We start from the raw sequence: 18,121 nt of genomic DNA, 5'->3' as shown, positions 1-18,121 counted from the left end.
AATAAATAACTCAAAAAAGGGGAAATGTTTAAATGAAAGATGCAGCTTTATTAGAAAAAGTTTTTAGTTTAGTATCAAACTTCACTTTAGTAGGTGGAGGTCTTTGGCTAATTTGGGGAACGGTCATTTTAGCTGGTGCATTAAAAGATAAAAATGGTCCGCAATTACAGCAAGGAATTTGGCAAATTGTCGGTGGTGGATTGATTTTAGTTGCTGCAGGCTGGTTCGCAACTCAATTTGATTTCTCTTCACTTTTACAATAATACACTGAAAGCAGGATTTAATTTATGACATCAGCGATAATGTGGCTCTTTAATCAAATCATGTTTTATTTGAATGGAGATGATTTAAAATACACTCTGAGTAAGAATCTATCAGGATACATGTATGATGCATATAAATTAGTAGTAGATTTACAGGAACTAGTTGTTATTCCGCTTTCATTGTCTATTTTAGCCATCTTTATTCTTTTGGAATTTCAAAAAATTTCACTTAAGGTTGAGGGAGCTGGAGGAGCACCAATGCTTGGGTTTGAAATGATCATCAAATCATTTATTAAATTTGCGATTTGTTATGTGGTTATTTTAAAAATTCAAGTTTTGTTAGACGGAATCATAGTGATTACTTCTAATTTAACGTATAAAATTTTACAAGTAGGTGACGAAAAAACTGTAGCGAATGTAGCAGCAAGAGTAGAACAGGCGGTAAATGATCTAGATTTCTGGTCACAAATCGCTGTGCTATTAATTATGTTCATTCTATTTTTAGTGTCACTTGTTGTACGGACGTTGATTCAGGTAACGATTTATTTACGATTTATGGAGCTTTATATTTTTAGCGCGATGGCACCAATTCCGATGGGGGCTCTACCAAGCCAAGAATTTTCTGCTATGACCAAAGGCTTCTTTAAAAATTTTGCCGCCACGGGGTTGCAGTCAACCTTTATCGCCCTGGTTTTAGTTACATATCCAATGCTATTCATGAGAATAATGGAAGACGTTGGCACCCATATGTTTGGGATTATTTTAGGATTAACGATCTATATGATTGGAATCTTACTAGCTATCAATAAAACTAAAGGATGGGCCAAAACACTAATATCTGCATCATAAGGAGGGGAGATATGGCAATAGAAGTAAAAGTTCCAAAAGATATCAAAGAATACAAAGAAAAAGTAATAGCAGGAATGAATCTAAAACAATTATTGTGTCTTTGTATTGCTGGCGGGGTAAATGTCGCGATCGCACTGATATTCATTGCATGGTTAAAAATGCCAATCGAAATCATCAGTTGGTTGATGATCATTGCCTCTATTCCAATCGTGTCTTTTGGATGGTTCAAACGAAATGGCTTATCATTTGAAGTTTATGTTAAGCAATTTTTTAAATACCATATTTCGACAGGAACTAGAAAAAAGAAACGAAAAAAGAATGATGGTCAGCAAGACATGTCAGAAAGTAAAGAATTAGGCGGACAAGAACGATGATGAAATTAAAGTCAAAAATAAAGAATAATCATAAAAATTTAAAGAAGACTTCTAAAAATATAAAGAAACAACAGAAAAAAAATCCACAAGATGTGGATTTTTTGCGCGATACTTTTTACTTTAAATCAATTTTTCCCAGCGGTGTTTGTCAACTGGATGATAATACGTACTCCATCACAGTCGAATTAGAAGATATCAACTATCAGCTTTCATCAGAAGAGAATCAGATTGAGATTTTCTCGCAATATTGTGATTTCCTTAATTCTTTAAGTAGTAAAACCCAGCTACAGTTAACTGTCTACAAAAAGAAACGACCGTTGAGTGAATTGCAATCAATTCTCTACTACCAAGAAAAGAATGATTTTTTAGATCCTTATCGCGTAGAAATGAATGATGTTATTTCCAGAAAACTGGATGAAGAAAAAAATGGCTATAAGAAACGGATTTTGTTTACCTTCATCCAGCAACATCAAACAGAAAAACTTGCTCATAAAGAGCTGGAAATGGTTGTAGATCGCTTTGCAATGTTTGCGAGTCGATTAGGTAGTAGGATCAACCGTCTTGAGAAAAAACAGATGTTGACAATTTTGTCTGATATTTTATTAACAAAAAGCGATAAGGAAGAACCAGAAATTGAGGATATCCTACCAGAAGTGATTGAACTGAAACAAAACAAAAACTACTTGAAAATGGATGATCATTATGCCAAAACCGTTTATTTGCAAGAATATCCATCGGAACTAGCAGATACCTTTATTTTTGAACTGTTAGAAATCCCTCAAGAGTTGGTGATTACATTACATATCAAGCCACTTGAGCAAGATGAAGCATTTGACTTAGTGAAGACCAAATTAGCTTTTATGGAACAACAAAAAGTGGATGAACAGAAAAAAGCCCTACAAAACGGCTACGATTTTGAAATGCTTTCCTATGATTTGACTTATTCGCTAACAGAAGCGAAAAATTTAGTTGATGATTTACAGAACAAGGGTCAAAAGCTTTATTCGATGACTGGAAGTATCCATTTCCATGCCCTAACAGTTGAAAAATTAACAGAAGTACATGACGAGGTATCTTCTATTGGTCGACAATTTGGATTTAAGATCATCGAGTTAGAATTTATGCAAGAGGCTGGGCTGAACGCAACCTTACCTTTAGGAAATAATATATTGCCATTGGATCGAACACTAACGACTGCCAGCACTGCGATATTTGTGCCGTTTACTATTTCAGATCTAATTCAAGAAAATGGGAAATATTATGGCGTAAATGCTATTTCAAAGAATATTTTATCTCTTGACCGGAAATTATTAAAAGCACCCAATGGATTTGTTCTAGGAACTCCTGGTTCTGGTAAAAGTTTCTCGGTGAAGCGTGAGATCGTAAATGTACTATTGCGTGATGCCGAAGATGAAGTCATCATTATTGATCCTGAACGTGAGTATTCCGTTATCGGTAAAAATTTTAATGGTGAGATTATCAAGATCGCTAGTGATTCCGCTACCACGATCAATCCAATGGATATCAACGAAAACTATGGAGATGATAGTGACCCGGTTGTTTTAAAGTCGGAGTTTTTGATTTCATTGTTCGACTTGATCATTGGCGGTGCATTGGGGCTAACCTCTACCCAGAAAACGTTGATCGACCGTGTATGTCGTCGAACGTATGAAACGGTTAGCGATCGGATGCCAACTTTTGTAGATTTCTACCACATCTTACAAGAGCAAGAGGAAGAAGAAGCGCACCAATTGAGGACGGACTTGGAAATTTATATCGAAGGAAGTTTGTCAGTATTCTCCTCTGAAACAAATGTCGATATTACCAAACGGCTCGTTGTTTATGATATCAAAGATTTAGGGAAACAGCTCAAAACAATGGGGATGTTGATCGTGTTGGACCAAGTCTGGAATCGGATCACTACCAACCGGGAAAGAGGCGTTCGGACCTGGTTGTATATCGACGAAATGCAATTACTGTTTACAAATGAGTATTCTGAAAATTATTTCTTTGAATTATGGAGTCGTGCCAGAAAGTGGGGGGCAATTCCAACTGGGATTACACAGAATGTGGAGACACTTTTACTTTCGGACCTTGCGCGGCGGATGCTTTCAAATAGTGATTTCGTCATGATGCTCAATCAAGCAAAATCTGACCGTTCACAATTAGTCCGGTTATTTGATATCTCAGAAGAACAAGAAAAATTTGTTGTGAATTCACCAGAAGGTTATGGACTGATGGTATTTGGCGATACAACTTTACCTTTTTATGATCATTTTCCGAAAGATACGCAGTTGTATAAGATGATGTCAACCAAACCTGGTGAAGACTAAAACGAAAATGGAATCAGAAAGGATACGTCACAGTGCCCGATTTGAATGAACCCAATAACGAACAGCAGGAATCACAAAATAGTATTATCAGCACAGGATTAGAAAAAACCAAAGGTCTCATCAAAGACCAAAAAAAAAGTTCAGAACTAACAAAAGCGATCCTTAAAAACAATCAGACAATTAAAGTAACGATAATCGTCCATAGAAATGATAAACTACCAATCATTAAAAAAAAATCTCGTTTAAAAAGAGTCATTAAACAAGGGAAACAAAAGATTAAACTGACTAAGAAACAAATTTCAAAAATAAAACGAGACGTTGAAGAATTTGGAAATAAAACCGTCGTATTAGCTAAAAATAGGTTCCGTAAAGTTTTAGGCATAAAACGCAAAAATGATCAAAAAAAAGTGCGACAGGAATTACGTGCTGATTCAAAAAGTCAGAATAATATCCAGGGAACAAAACAGTCGACAGATCAACCAAAAGTGAATGTGCAAAAGAAACAGCTAAAAAAAGAACAGTTAAAAAAAGTAGCAGAAGAAACAAAAAAAGGCAATTTGGTTGCTCGTTCTTCTAAGGATAGTACCCCTTACAGCTACACTGCTTACAAAGATCAAAAAGGATTTGCACCTCAAGATTCAGTGAAATCCACCAAAAAAAAATGGTACAATATTTTTGGTAAGGGTAAAAACACGGAAGTTGTCTATGTAAATCCTACAAAAGGCGTTGGTAAAAAGGGTGGTTTCTTCAAGAATTTTCTAGGTAAAGCAAAATCAGCGCCAAAATTTTTAGATATGGCTCAAAAGCTGTCACCAAAAGGGCAAGCAAAAGAAGCGACTATGAAAATGCTTGGTGGGCGAGATGAAAAGGGCGATCTAACGATTATCGGGATCCTCATTACGCTGATTTTTTTAGTGATTACAATCAAGGCGCTATTGATCATCGCGATAGTTATCGTTATACTAGCGATCATTCTCGTGGTAATCTCGGTTGTTTTAGCGATTTGGACTTTTATTGTCGCCTTGTTCACATTGAAAACAGAAGATATGGCGATTGCTGAAGCATTTGAGTATATTTCCTATTTGGATGCCTCTAAAAATAGAGATGTTTATAATCGTTACAATCAATTAGTTGAAGAACATGATGAAGTTTATTTTGAAGTGAATGGAATGGTTGCCGATCCGGAACAATTTTCGTTTGCTTCAAATGGGGATAACTATATCTATTACTTAAATGCCAAATATGAAAATTATAATATTAAAAATAGTGCGCTTCCTAATTATCTGAAACGACTAAAAGACCAAACCTCCATGAGTCCTCCATTATATATGTCTTTTTATGCCCAGTTTAAAGATAAGTATTCGCCAATGGAGGAAGAGCCAGTTAAGATTGCAAAAGTAGAAGATGAACTTCGCGCAATCCATGATGGCACTTTTACATACAAAGTCGAATTTGAAGAAGATAAAGATACAGAAGAAAAAGTTAAAGACAAAGAAGAAGAAGATAAAGAAGAAAAAGACAAAGACAGCGTCACGCTGAATGTCAAAGTACAAACGATTGCTGAATTTCTTGATTTAGATCCTCAAATCGAACTCTATTCAAACAATAAAGTGATAGGAACGATCTCAGCATTCTCACAAGATGAAATCGATAAATATTATCCTGTGTTAGAAATCGATCGTTTTCAGGATAAGATTTTTATGGATAATCCTTTAGGGAAAGTTTCGTATGCTTCTGTTATTGGTAATTATGGTTATCGCGGTCGGGACGATGCCAATATGAATGATGAAATAATCATTGATGCGAAACCACAAACGCCTGTCTATGCCACATCAAACGAGAAGGTAACAGAGATCAGTACACGTACGGCTCGAGATCTAAATGGGAAAAAGCAAACGACAACAAGTATCAAAACGGAAACAGGGAAATACCAAGCTTATTATATTAATGTGACGCCGATCATACGTGAAGGAGCTTCTTTAGAAAGCGGAGATTTGATTGGTTACACAAGTGACAAATTTGACGGTAATTTATTGATGATCATGAAAGAAAAACGAATCTTCCTCTACCGCAATCCAGAAATCAATCCGACAATTTTTATTGAAAATTTGGTTTATGGAAATCGTACGAAATTAAGTCAGTATGATCGAGAACAATCGCAAGGTGAGCTTATTTATCCACCTGAAAAAGTGGTTCAATGGCGAGAAAAAGTAGTAACAGAAGCAAAAAAACAGAACATTGAATCATTTACCAATGTCATACTATCCATAATCTGGGTAGAAAGTGGTGGGGATGGTGAAACCGTTCCGGATATTATGGGAATTGCGAAAGCACAAAATTTGAATCAAACGATCAACCCAGAAAAGTCAATTGAATTAGGTGTAGCTTATTTTGCAAATTTAATAAGAAAAGCACAAATGTATCAATTAGGTAACTTAGCAGCGATCCAAGCTTACAATTATGGGGAAGACTATTTGGACGAGTTGATCCGTACAGATAGTAAATATACATTTGAGCATAGCAAAGCTTATGCGCAAGAAAGAAGTAATGGGGAAGTTGTTTCTTATAATAAGGGCGTGGCTTTAGATCTTGGCTATAACTGGCGTTACGCATTTGGTGATATGTTCTATGCACGCTTAATTTCTTACAACCTCTCAAACTCTACTGGCAAGTTGGTAGAGGTGGCAACTAAAGAAATCGGTACGTTAAATGGCAATAAATATTGGGAGTGGGCTGGCTATGAGAGCCGAATGGAATGGTCTGCGATCTTTGTTACTTGGGTAGCAGAACAAGCAGGGTATCTCAGTCAAGGTCGTGTACCGAATACTGTAAGACCGTTAGATATGTTCAATTGGTACAAAAAGAATAATAAATTCAAAGCCACTGATATAGGCTACATCCCGCAACCAGGGGATTTGATTTTCTTTGATTGGAAAGGTAATAAAACGGGGAAAGACCAGGTGGGGATCGTTGAATTTACAGGTGGAAATACGATTCAAGTAATTGAAGGTAATTCAGAAAATATGGTTCGAAGAAGAACCTATACACTCGATCATTCAGCAATCTCTGGATATGGGGTGCCTTAATCTTTCGACTAGCTAGTTAATGATTCATTAGTCAATTCGTGAAAAGTAAAGGTGGTGAGTAATTCCTAAAAATAACGAAAATCTTTATTTTTAGGAAAAAATATGATCAAAAATTTTTTAGAAACCAAAACAGGTAGAAATTTTTTAATAGGGGTAACAGTTTTTTTCGTTGTGGTCTTGGGTTTGACAAGCTATTCATTGTTCTCAAACACAGCCAATCGGGAAGAGACGACTAAAAAAGGTCAGACAGAAGAAACAGCGGAAAGTAAGGAACGATTAGGAGAATACAGTGCCACTACTTATAGTGGTAAATGGTACTCCAATCGAAGTGACGAAATGGTACTAGAATTAAAAACCGACGGGACCTATCGTGCTTCTTCTTGGCTAGCAGCTGGTAAATATTACTTAGTCGATAACGGGTATTTAGTGCTAGAAGATAAAGAAGGAACCATGAAAAAACTCAAATTACAATCACGTATGGGAAGTACAATCTTTTATTTAAAAGAAGATAAAGAAGAAATCTACTTCTATCCAAATGAAGAAGTTAAAGTCAAAATGGAAGAAGAAATCACCGAACAAGCAGAAGCAGCACAACAAGTGATTTCACAAGCTTGGTTAGACGTCTTACAACAAGGCGCATGGGAAAATACGAATACCGATCGAACATTTACATTAGAATTTAAAGACGGTAAGTTAATCCAGAAAAAAATCGAAGAAGACAAAACGGTCAATGAGCTCACTTATGATTATCGTGTTGTCACCGTCAATCCAGATCAAGACGGTGCAGTATTTGTCATCACGAAAATCGACGATAACGGTAGAAAAGAAGAAGTTTCTTTCTCTATTGGAGAAAAAGGCTCGAAATATGCCCTAAGAGGCGACCCTGGTTCATTTAATTGGATTACGATATACGAGAAAGAATACGAAGCGGTATCTCCCACTCAAGATGGGACCACACGTGAAGAAGCAACGAAAAAGAATGTCTGATTCAGATGAAAAATAAGAAGGAGGTGAAAATATATGATGGAACCGGGAACGGAAAGAGAACTAGATTATACCGAAAGACTCTTTAAAAAGATGCCAGGATGGGCTGTTACTGCGACACTTTTTATTGGAAGAATGCTAATACGCGCAGGTCGAGCTGGGAAAAAATTATGGAATAAACGGAAAGAGAATCAACAACGAGCTTTTCTTACTCAACTATGTGAAGGAAAAAACGGTAGTGAAATAGAAAAAATAATAAAAGCAGATCCTAAACTAGCTAAATTAATCGAACCGAAAAAGAGAGGGTTGATTGGGCGAATAATTGATAAAGTGAGAGGTATTACGCCAGAAGCTAGGCAAAATAAATGGAAAGATAAACTACTTCAACAACCACTTCATAAATTTGATAAGAACCTATTAAAACCACTCATGAATGAGAATGAGGTCATTCGCGATAAAGTCCTAAGTGAGAACAGATTCTTGGGTTCGATTGATCCAAATGCAAGAAAAGTTTATCAAGCCACTCTAAAAGATACAACTAATCAGAGAGCTTTCGTTACGCAACTATGTGCAGGGAATCCAGAGGTAGTAAAGGCACTAGAAAAACAAAACTCTCCATTACTTAAATTAAACGGTCCGAAAAAAAGAGGCTGGCTTGGGCGAAAGATTGATGAAGTGAGAGGTATTACGCCAGAAGCTAGGCAAAGAGAATTGCTCCAACAACCACTAAAAAAATTTAATAAGTTAGCATTAGAAGACCTCATAACTAGAGATGATACTAAGGTAATTAAAGATCGAGTCAATAGTCATATCAAATTCAAGGGTTCGATTGATCCAGTTGCAAGAGCAGAGTATAAAACTCATTTAATAGATGCAAAGATACAGGCTCAAAATGCTAAAAAGGGAGTGAGCGCACTTGACGTCGGTAATACCATGTCTCGTAAAGGAGAACTAAGTAAGCTTACTGATCTTACGAAACATGCAATACCACAGGCTAAAAGACTAACTGCACAAAACCAACGAATAATCGGCGGCAATACACTAACGAAAGGTTTACAGGGACAGCTTTTGCAAGCACCTGTAAGGTAAAAGATTAGCATTCTAAGATAACTTAAAATTAACCCATGAAGTCACAGCTTTTCATTGACTTCATGGGTCTTATTTTTATTTGAAAAATCAATGGATCTCTAAACATAAGACAACAGAATACTGCAAAGTAAGCCCAATGCATAACTACTGTTGAACAAGATCATATTTTTGATGGCATAGCTAAAACTGATGGGGTGAGGCAAGGATTGTTTGAATTGTTGCAAGTTACGATAGATCGTTGGTAATGTGAGAAAAGTCAACAAGATTGGCCACTGGTAGACATGGCTCAATAGTCCAATCAAGACGAACAGATAACAAGCATACATCAATAACTGGAACAACAATTGTCCAATGGGACGCCCAATATAAAAAACTAAAGTATAGCGATGATTTTCGATATCTCTTTCTAAGTCCCGTAGGTTATTAGCTAACATGATATTGGCAATCGTAAAAACCAAGGGGAGTGAAGCTAGGATGATCGTTAGGATACTCCAAATGTTTCCTTCTAAACGGAAGGTTCCTGTCTGAAAAGAAAGAATCAGATCAAATACTTTCGTACTGTAAGTATTGATGTAAATGACCATGGCAAAAATTCCCAACCCCATTGTTACACCGCTGAAAATTTCCCCTAAAGGCATTCGTGATAAGGGAATGGGCCCAAAGGTATAAAAAATGCCAATGAAGCAACAAGTAGCGCCCATCAATAATAATAAAATCCCAGTTCTAGCGGTTAGGATTACACCAATCAGTAAGACAAATAAAATCATTCCTAGGATCATTTTTTGGATCAGTTTTGGTGAGATGCCAGTTCGTCCAATTACGTTTTCTTGGTATTTATAAGTTTTCGAATGGGCTTTTTGGTAGTCCATATAGTTGTTGATTGCTGTAGTTGCTAAATCAAAAACCAACATACCAATAAAAAACAACCCTGTATTAAGCCAATGTATTTCATGAAAAAAAGCGATAGAGAATAAAACCCCTATCGCAAAAGGAAATACACTAGCCACCTTTGTTCGTAGTTCTACTACTTCTAAAAAGATCTTTAGTGTCATAGTTCATACTCCTTATTTCAATTCAGAACGATTGCCCATCGTATATTTAGAATCTTTGTCCAAAACGAAAGTATCTTTGATCGGATCGGTCACGTATACTTTGTTTTCTTTGGTAACAAAAATGGCTTCCGTTCCATCATTCAGTTCACTTTCGACGTATTCCAATCCTTTTTTCACACCCATTGAGAAGACAGCTGTCGACAAGCCATCACCATCAATTGATTTATCTGTGATGATTGTTACACTAGCAATATCATTGTCAAAAGGATAACCAGTATCTGGATCAAATAGATGATGATATTTTTTACCATCTACTTCTAAATAACGCTCATAGATGCCAGAAGTCACTAATGTTTTGTTCCGTTCTTTGATCGTCCCTAAAACAGAACCACGTGCTAGATTCGGATCTTGGATACCAACTGTCCAGTCTTGATCTTCACCACGTGGGCTATGACCTAAAACATAGACATTTCCACCTAAGTCAACGATAGCTGTCGTTACACCTTGCTGTTTTAACACTTTGACAACTTCATCTGTGATATAGCCTTTAGCAATGGCTCCAAGATCGATGATCATGCCTTTTTCTTTCAGATAAACAGTTTTGTCTTTATCGTTCAGCTCAATTTTATGGTAATCAACCAGCTTTAATGCTTGATCGATTTCTTCTTGGGCCGGTTTTCTCGCATCGTCAAACCCAATACGCCATAATTGAGTAACAGCCCCGATTGCCATGTCAAAACCACCTTGTGAATCTTGACTATATTCATAAGCACGTTTTAGTAACGTGTAGATATCATCAGAAACCTTTACTGGCTTGATACCCGCTTGTTGGTTCACTGCGTCGATTTCGGAACCCTCCTGATTGATCGTGATTTTATCACCTAGTTCTTTGACCCGAGCAAAGGCAGGTTTTAATGCTGCTTCTTTGCCTTCATCATAGATTCGAATCCGAACATAAGTGCCTAATAAGAACTGTTCATCAGAATAAGGTTCTTGTAAAATTTTGGTGGTCGTTTTGCTCTCAGAGGTCGTTTGTTTCGTCGCTGTGCTGCAAGCTGCTAACGTGAACAAACTTAAAAAAGCTACGAAAGAGAGTAATCGTTTCTTTAACATGTGTTTCCTCATTTCATTAGTGGAAGGGACGGTTGCTGAGAAATCAAAAAGTGTACTTTGAGAAATAAGCCGAAACATCACAAAAATTTTTCAAAGAAAAATTTTGGACATCTCGGCTTGGATCTCAAAGAAACAACTTGTGCAATCGTCTCTTCCACGGATAATTATAGAAAATTTATTTTGTTACGATATTGTCAACTTGAATTGTTTGAGTGTCGCCTTTTTCAGCAGCATTCACTAATTGTTGTGCATACATTACAAATGAATGTGAGCTGTGAGTCGCACCAGTAACAACTTCAACATCTGCAGGTGAACCATCTTCTTCGCCCATTGCTTTGACAAGTTCATCGTTCAATTCAGGGATGTAAGTCTCTGGAGACGTACCACTTTTTGCTTTCATATTTTTGTTGTAGTCAGCATCGTCTTGTTTTGAGTTGCCGTCTTTGTCGACATAGTCAAATTTAGATTCAGATACTTTACCATCAGCGACTGTCATTTCAAATTGGACACGGTAACCATTAGAATAGTTTTTCTCTTCTAATTTGTATGTGCCATCTTGAAGATCTGCACCGTTATTGATTTCAATTGTATCAGTATTACCAGCTTGAGCAGCTTGGATCAATTGTTGTGCATAGTTTTGGAAGCTTTCTGAAGAATGAGTTGCACCAGTAACAACTTCAACTCCACTTGCGCTTTGTGCTTCGACTAATTGTTCATTCAATTGTGGAATGAATTTTTCTGGGCTAGTACCAGCTTTTGCTTCCATGTTTTTGTTGTATTCTGTATCTTTGGTTTTAGACTCGCCATTTTCGTTGATGTTGTCATATTTAGATTCAGTGATTTTGCCATCTTTGACAACCATTTCGAAGACTGCACGATAACCGTTAGAGTAATTTTTTTCTTCTAATTTATAAGTACCATCTTGTAACTCGCCGCCAGCAACGATTTGTGCTGAGCTTTCAGTTGTTTTTGTTTCTGATGTCTTAGCAGTTGAAGCTTCTGTTGAGCTGTTAGAGCTTCCGTTATCATCCGCACCACAAGCACCTAACATTAAAGCTGAAAAAGCTAATACAGCAAATCCAGTAATAAAACGTTTTTTCTTCATTTTACTCCCACCGTTTCCTTTTTTAGTACACAATATTCTTTGTGATTCATTATACATTCTAATGAAAATCAGCCATAAGTCAACCGTTTTCGTCAAATAACTAGTGTAATCTTTAAACCGTTTTCTTTCTGTAAATTTCGTGAAAAAGAGCTTAACCACAAATTTTTAAAAATAATGAAAATGAGTTAGACAAAAGGGAATAACATCTATATAATGTATAAAGATTGTGTAATAGGTAGCAAACTAATACAAATGTTAATCATTTCAAATAAAGGATTACCAATAAGGAGCGGATGAACAATGACAAAGCAAAATATTGTCGTTGTGGGTGCAGGTTATGCCGGGGTATCAGCAACAAAATACTTGGCAAAAAAACTTAAAAAAGAAGATGTGACAATCACTTTGATTGATCGTCATTCGTACCACACGATGATGACAGAATTACACGAAGTTGCAGGTGGACGGGTTGAACCAGAAGCAATCCAATATGATCTACAGCACTTGTTTGCTCGACAAAAAAATGTTCAATTAGTGACAGATACGGTCACTGGTATCGATAAAGAACAAAAAGTTGTGAAAACAAAATTAGGCACTTACCCATTCGATCAGTTGATCTTGGGAATGGGGGGAGAACCAAATGACTTTGGGACTCCTGGAGTAAAAGAAAACGGCTTTACCTTATGGTCATTTGAAGATTCAGTTAAAATACGTGAACACATTGAACGTACCGTGGCAAAAGCAGCTTTAGAACCTAACGATGCGTTACGTAAAGCAATGCTGACGTTTGTGGTGTGTGGTTCAGGGTTCACCGGAATCGAAATGATTGGTGAATTGATTGATTGGAAAAACCGTTTGGCAAAAGACTACAAATTAGACCCAAGTGAAATTACACTGATGGTTGTAGAAGCAATGCCGACGATTTTAAATATGCTGGATCGTAATGATGCAGCCAAAGCAGAGCGCTATTTAAAGAAACATCAAGTAGAACTACTATTGAATGCACCAATCGTGGAAGTAGCGAAAGACCATATCAAGTTAAAAGATGGTCGCCAGATTCCTACCCACACATTGATCTGGACAGCTGGTGTCAAAGGAACTTCTGATGCTGCTGATTTCGGCTTAGAGTCCGCTCGTGGTCAACGTTTGGTAGCGAATGAATATATGCAGGCAAAAGGATATGAAGATAAAAACATCTATATTATCGGAGACTTGGTTTTCTATGAAGAATTTCCTGGAACACCAACGCCACAAATCGTTCAAGCGGCTGAACAAACAGGTCATACAGCAGCAGCCAATATCGTGGCTGCCATCAAAGGCGGCGAAAAGCATAAGTTTAAAGGAAACTATCAAGGTTTCATGGTATCGATCGGTGCCAAATGGGGCGTTGCCAATTTATTTGATAAGATCCATTTAAGTGGTTTCTTAGCAATTGTGATGAAACACATCGTCAATTTGAAATATTTCTTTGATATTCGTTCTGGCTATTATATGTTCCAATACATGATGCACGAATTCTTCCATATCAAAGACGATCGTAATGTGACACGTGGCCATTCTTCCCGTTATGGAAATGTCTTATGGAGTGTGCCTTTACGAGTGTTCTATGGTCTGGTTTGGTTTATCGAAGCTTTCAAAAAAATTGTTGGTGATGGGCAAGTGTTGAAACCAGGTACTTGGTTTGGTGAAGGTTCATGGTTTACAGGTAACAGCGTGTTCCCTTGGACTTGGGAATACAATGTGACCGATGTAGCAAGTGGGGCTTCCGCTGCTGGCGATGCAACAACAGCAGCTACTGGTGCAGCAACCAGTGGTGCAGGAGAAGCAGCGACACAAGCTACTCACTTTGGTCTAAGTTATGCTTATGGTGAACAGCCTATGGCCGTGATTGAAAAATCACCAGACTGGTTCACAAAAATGATGCAAGTGATCATGCCAAACAATGATGTAGCAATGTTTTTCCAAAAATTCATGGTATTCTTTGAAATTGCTTTAGCACTCGCTTTGATTGCTGGTTTATTTACCTGGTTATGTAGTGCAACGACCATTGTTTTAGTGATTACTTTCTGTCTATCTGGAATGTTCTACTGGGTAAACATCTGGTTTATCTTTGTTGCTTTTGCATTGATGAACGGTTCAGGTCGTGCAATTGGTCTTGATCGCTGGGTGATTCCATGGTTACAAAAAACACTAGGCAATTGGTGGTATGGGAGACCTAAATCCCGATATGGATCAAAATAAAAAATTAGCCTAGAGCTTAAACTGAACAATTTGAGAATAATGGCTGATTGAAGAAAGTTCTGGGGAAACCTAGGACTTTCTTTTGTTTCATGCTAAAATTGGAGAACAGTTCAGCAAGAGGAGGCGTGCGAAAAGATGAAAGAATTTATCAAGAAAAGTTTGCTTAAACCTTGGGATATTTTCATTATCGTTCTTTTGATTGCTCTTTCTTTTTTACCCATCATCGTATTTAGTTATCAACAAGACAATGTAGCTCCTGATAAAGAAGCTGTACTCCGCGTTGATGGTGATGAAATCAAAACCTTCCCATTAGTAGCTGGGAGTAAAAAATATACGTATACTTATGAAGATCCACATGGTGATTATAATTTAATCGAAGTTGATGGCGACAAGATACGCATAAAAGAAGCAGATTGTGGCGATCAGATTTGTGTGAGACGAGGGTGGGCTTCTAAGAATGGCGAAACGATTGTTTGCTTGCCTCATAAATTAGTGATCGAGGTTCGGTCAACAGATGGGAGTGACAAAGATGGTCTGATCTATTAGGCTATCCACACCATGACAAAATTACAAAAAATGATTTATATATCTTTACTAGTGGCGCAAGGAGTCATCATTGGATTAATTGAGAACATGATCCCATATCCTTTTTCATTTGCTCCTGGAGCAAAGTTAGGACTTGCTAATTTGATTACCATTGTAGCGATTTTTACGATGAAAAAACGGGATAGTTTTTTATTGTTATGGCTTCGCCTATTTTTAACAACTTTGTTAGGTGGGACGATCTCTACCTTTCTTTATAGTATGAGCGGCGCGTTACTCAGCTATGTAGGAATGCTGTTAGTGAAACAGTTAGGTCCTAAGCGAGTCAGCATTATTGGAATCAGTGCAACAGGTGGCTTTATGCATAATGTCGGACAACTAGTGATGGCTTCGTTCATTGCTCAATCATGGACAGTCATGTTATATCTGCCGATTCTATCTTTCTTAGGTATTCTGTCTGGAATTGCGATCGGGATTGCAGCCAATTATTTGTTGCAACATGTACGTACATTACAACTTTTTCAAAGAGACTATGAGAAAGAACAAAAAGAGAAATGGCAACCGCTTTTTTTGAAAAAATAATGGTTATACAAGGAGTTTTTTTATGAAGCTACATCCAATGTGGAGTGAGTATCCAACTTTGAAAAACGAATTAAACGAGACGTTGAAAAAGATGGAAGATGTTGTCCGCTTAAAGAACAAGCCAGTCGAACAAGCAATCAAAGAGACGATTCATGCGGGAGGTAAACTGCTAAGACCTGCCTATCAATTGCTCTTTTCTCAATTTGGTCCAGAACAAGATCGTGAAAAGGCGATTGCGCTAGCTGCTTCGATCGAAATGCTTCATACCGCTACATTGATCCATGATGATATCGTTGATGAGGCAGATGTTCGACGTGGTCAGCCTAATTTACGTGGTCGATTTGGGAATACGGTAGCCGTTTATGCAGGAGACTATTTATTTGTTTGCTGTTTCAAATTACTTTCAAATTATTCTAATTCGCTAAAGAGCTTACAATCTAATTCTCGGAGTATGGAAAAAGTATTAGATGGTGAGCTTGGACAAATGGACGACCGTTACAATTATCATTTAACTGTGCCGGAGTATTTAGAAAACATCTCAGGGAAAACGGCCGAACTCTTTCAATTAAGTTGTTCAGTCGGAGCTTATGAAAGTGGAATGAATGAACGGTTTGCTCGAAAAGCAGGTTCAATCGGTTTAGCTGTCGGGATGGCGTTTCAGATCATTGACGATATCCTGGATTACACGAAAGATGCGGTCGATATCGGTAAACCAGTATTAGAAGATATGCGTCAAGGCGTGTATTCTCTACCATTGATTTACGCATTACAAACAGATAAAAAAGCAGAATTGATTGCATACTTGGATAAAAAAACTGAGTTGACACAAGAGGAAGCAGAAAGTGTTCGTCAGATTGTCAGGGAAGTCAATGGTGTGACAAAAGCCAAAAAATTAGCGGAAGATTACACAAAAAAAGCCTTAAAGGAAATTAGTAAGCTCCCTGATACAGCCTTTGATACACGTGAGATTCTTTTGTCAGTTACTGAGTTGATTTTAGATAGGGAAAATTAAAGAAAAATACCAGAAATCAGCCGCTACAATGGCATATTCTATTTCAAGAATCAAGAAGTAAAAAGAGTAGGCATGTGATGGTTGAACTTGAGAACCTTATTGTTGAGGAATTGCTTCTTGAACGCCGTTTATTCGTTTTTAGATATACCAGAAGAGATTGAGGAAAGTTTTGGCTCAGTCTCTTTTTTATTTTAGAAAAATATTGGATCTATTTCAATCACTTTACTTCTTTTGGCTTTTTTCCAACAATTTGTATTACTTCTTTATTTGGAAGATCGGTCTAAAGTTTATTCTTTAATTTTACCAATTTTTTTTATTTTTAGAAAAAATAGTTGTCAAAGAGTATTGAGAAGAAAGTATGCTAATAATAGATGCCAGTGAAATCTGAGGACTTTGCTGTTGCAGTCTGAAATTTACTTAACTTTAGGCATGTACTTATAAGTGAGACTTTGTATACACAGAAAGTCGCTATCTGTATAAAAGGAGGGATCAGACTATAGGTTACAATCTTTAACTGACTATTCGTAGTTTTGGGGGAAACGACGAATAAATTTTAAATAACATTCAGCCGGTTTTCTATTTAGGAAATCGGTTTTTTTATAACTGGATGACAAATCCAAAAGGTAAGAGTGAAAAAAAGAAATTTTAACGTGTATTATTCATTAAAACAACTATTTTGCGAAACAATCTTTCCTAATTTTGAAAATAATTGTTCTGGACCAAGACTAAAAATATGTTATATTCACTAGTGAAGAAATACAATTAGAAAGGAAGATGTTGAGTGAAAAAACGATTAACAACGGATTTAACCAGAGTAGATGTAAATAAGATTTTAACCCGAATGATCAGTAAAAAAAATCATTTCTCATTTGAAGATATTGAAAAAGAATGTCAAAAACCGTTAACCACGGCGGATAAATTTCTAATTAGGACACTTGTTGTCAAAAAATTTAAGCTGAATGTAGAATATCTTTCATCTAATCAGTTAAAATTTTATCGTGTAAACAAAGAAGCGTGTTTGTAAGTCCTTTTTGTACATAATAAAATTAAAAATGTTGCAATACCATACAAAATAACACAGACCTTAAAGAATAAGGTAAGATAGAACCAGAAAGAGAAAAGGAGGAGAGCTAGGAAAGAAAAAGTGTTGTTGTGTATGGATCAAGAAGCAGCATGTTTGATTGAACAAGATTTTGGGGAAATCCGTTTAATGAAACATTATATATTGGGGAAGCGACAAATAGTAAGTAGAAGTCATACTTATATGACAGAATAGCATCAGAAAAACAAACCTTTTATAGGTGGAAGTTTGTCTGTGGCTTTTGATTGAAACATTCGATACATCAGATCAATGATATTGCAGTTGTATAAAAAAGCACATAGAGGTTTAAAAATTGTGTAGCATTTTTGTTATGAACAGCAATAGCACATAGAATAACAACTTCATTTTACAACTCGCTAAATGAAGGGGCTATGAAGTATTCTGCGAGATCACATA

The 18,121-nt window shown here is 36.7% G+C and carries 15 protein-coding genes; 12 read left to right on the top strand and 3 right to left on the bottom strand.

All coding sequences use genetic code 11. From position 1 onward, the window contains the following. Nucleotides 1-32: 32 nt before the first annotated feature. The 7 genes from IGK21_RS12750 to IGK21_RS12720 all read left to right on the top strand — a co-directional run bounded on the left by IGK21_RS12750 (nt 33) and on the right by IGK21_RS12720 (nt 8,978). Entirely contained in the window at nt 33-263 is a 231-nt protein-coding gene (locus IGK21_RS12750) for a hypothetical protein (RefSeq protein ID WP_010720705.1), read from the top strand. Nucleotides 264-287: 24 nt separating this feature from the next. After that, a complete protein-coding gene (locus IGK21_RS12745) occupies nt 288-1,112 on the top strand; it encodes a hypothetical protein (RefSeq protein ID WP_010737215.1) in 825 nt (274 codons plus the stop codon). An 11-nt stretch (nt 1,113-1,123) separates the two neighbouring features. Next, on the top strand, nt 1,124-1,486 hold the full coding sequence (locus IGK21_RS12740; RefSeq protein ID WP_010737216.1) for a PrgI family protein: 363 nt from the start codon (nt 1,124-1,126) through the stop codon (nt 1,484-1,486). Continuing rightward, nucleotides 1,483-3,819 carry a VirB4-like conjugal transfer ATPase, CD1110 family gene (locus IGK21_RS12735; RefSeq protein ID WP_181918514.1) on the top strand — a complete coding sequence of 779 codons (2,337 nt, stop codon included), beginning with the start codon at nt 1,483-1,485 and terminating at the stop codon, nt 3,817-3,819. The genes IGK21_RS12740 and IGK21_RS12735 overlap by 4 nt, the downstream gene beginning before the upstream one ends. Before the next feature lie 32 nt (nt 3,820-3,851). Next, nucleotides 3,852-6,905, top strand: a complete 3,054-nt coding sequence (locus IGK21_RS12730) for a lysozyme family protein (RefSeq protein WP_252703185.1) — start codon at nt 3,852-3,854, stop codon at nt 6,903-6,905. Nucleotides 6,906-7,007: 102 nt separating this feature from the next. Then, nucleotides 7,008-7,892, top strand: coding sequence for a hypothetical protein (locus IGK21_RS12725; protein ID WP_010737219.1), 885 nt, complete (start codon nt 7,008-7,010; stop codon nt 7,890-7,892). Nucleotides 7,893-7,925: 33 nt separating this feature from the next. After that, nucleotides 7,926-8,978 carry a hypothetical protein gene (locus IGK21_RS12720; RefSeq protein WP_225792567.1) on the top strand — a complete coding sequence of 351 codons (1,053 nt, stop codon included), beginning with the start codon at nt 7,926-7,928 and terminating at the stop codon, nt 8,976-8,978. A 98-nt stretch (nt 8,979-9,076) separates the two neighbouring features. Here the strand turns inward: IGK21_RS12720 and menA are convergent, their stop codons facing one another. The 3 genes from menA to pplA form a co-directional block, all read right to left on the bottom strand. Next, nucleotides 9,077-10,030 (bottom strand): 1,4-dihydroxy-2-naphthoate polyprenyltransferase, encoded by a 954-nt coding sequence (menA, locus tag IGK21_RS12715; protein WP_181918513.1) that lies wholly within the window; start codon nt 10,028-10,030, stop codon nt 9,077-9,079. Between the two features lie 12 nt (nt 10,031-10,042). After that, nucleotides 10,043-11,143, bottom strand: coding sequence for an FAD:protein FMN transferase (locus IGK21_RS12710; protein WP_010737222.1), 1,101 nt, complete (start codon nt 11,141-11,143; stop codon nt 10,043-10,045). A 175-nt stretch (nt 11,144-11,318) separates the two neighbouring features. Further along, complete coding sequence (gene pplA / locus IGK21_RS12705) at nt 11,319-12,248, bottom strand: extracellular electron transfer flavoprotein PplA (RefSeq protein ID WP_010720695.1); 930 nt, start codon at nt 12,246-12,248, stop codon at nt 11,319-11,321. Between the two features lie 300 nt (nt 12,249-12,548). Between pplA and IGK21_RS12700 the strand changes: the two genes are divergently transcribed. From IGK21_RS12700 to IGK21_RS12680, 5 genes are all read left to right on the top strand, one after another. After that, on the top strand, nt 12,549-14,486 hold the full coding sequence (locus IGK21_RS12700; protein WP_034700146.1) for an NAD(P)/FAD-dependent oxidoreductase: 1,938 nt from the start codon (nt 12,549-12,551) through the stop codon (nt 14,484-14,486). A 135-nt stretch (nt 14,487-14,621) separates the two neighbouring features. Beyond that, nucleotides 14,622-15,032: a NusG domain II-containing protein gene (locus IGK21_RS12695; RefSeq protein WP_010737224.1), complete on the top strand. Its 411-nt coding sequence runs from the start codon at nt 14,622-14,624 to the stop codon at nt 15,030-15,032. Between the two features lie 12 nt (nt 15,033-15,044). Continuing rightward, nucleotides 15,045-15,611 (top strand): Gx transporter family protein, encoded by a 567-nt coding sequence (locus IGK21_RS12690; RefSeq protein ID WP_010720692.1) that lies wholly within the window; start codon nt 15,045-15,047, stop codon nt 15,609-15,611. A 22-nt stretch (nt 15,612-15,633) separates the two neighbouring features. Next, a complete protein-coding gene (locus tag IGK21_RS12685; RefSeq protein ID WP_010737225.1) occupies nt 15,634-16,623 on the top strand; it encodes a polyprenyl synthetase family protein in 990 nt (329 codons plus the stop codon). 781 nt (nt 16,624-17,404) lie between these two features. Beyond that, a complete protein-coding gene (locus IGK21_RS12680) occupies nt 17,405-17,647 on the top strand; it encodes a hypothetical protein (protein WP_010737226.1) in 243 nt (80 codons plus the stop codon). The last annotated feature ends 474 nt before the right edge of the window (nt 17,648-18,121 follow it).

The sequence above is a fragment of the Enterococcus sp. DIV1421a genome, assembly GCF_051711025.1.
Lineage (GTDB): Bacteria > Bacillota > Bacilli > Lactobacillales > Enterococcaceae > Enterococcus_B > Enterococcus_B hirae.
Note: the sequence above shows the minus strand (reverse complement) of the source record. Positions and strands in the feature narration are given on the sequence as shown.